Source organism: Mesorhizobium sp. M2A.F.Ca.ET.039.01.1.1, from assembly GCF_003998035.1.
In the GTDB taxonomy this organism is placed as follows: domain Bacteria; phylum Pseudomonadota; class Alphaproteobacteria; order Rhizobiales; family Rhizobiaceae; genus Mesorhizobium.
Window position 1 is genome coordinate 1 of record NZ_RZRY01001521.1, and the last position, 455, is coordinate 455.

The 455-nt window shown below is 65.7% G+C and carries 1 protein-coding gene; it reads left to right on the forward strand.

Annotated elements, in window-relative coordinates; all coding sequences use genetic code 11:
* Window positions 1-28 precede the first annotated feature (28 nt).
* A partial coding sequence (locus tag EOA24_RS40735) for an amidohydrolase family protein (protein WP_145992599.1) occupies window positions 29-455 on the forward strand: 427 nt, incomplete at its 3' end.

Here is a 455-nt window from a genome sequence, read left to right on the forward strand (position 1 = left end):
GTCTGGTACAAAGGGAGGAGACGCCGCCATGATCATCGACACGCATCTGCACCTCATCGACCAGGCCGCGCTGCGCTACCCGTGGCTGGCTGGCGTGCCGGCGCTGAACCGCGATTTCTCCTATGAGGAATACGCCACCGACGCGTTGCGTTCCGGCATCGAGGCCGTGCTGCATATGGAGGTCGATGTCGACCCTGCCGATATCGCAGCCGAAACCGCTTACGTGAAGTCGGTCGCCGGCCGGGCCGGGAGCCTGCTTCGCGGAGCGATCGCCGCCTGCCGGCCGGAGGAGGCCGGTTTCGAAGCCTATCTGGAGACGGTCACGGCGGACCCGTTCATCAAGGGTTTCCGCCGCGTGCTGCATGTCGTGCCCGACGATGTCTCGGAAGGGGCGCTGTTTCGCCAGAACGTCAAGCGGCTGGCCGGCACCGGCCTGACCTTCGACCTTGTTGTGC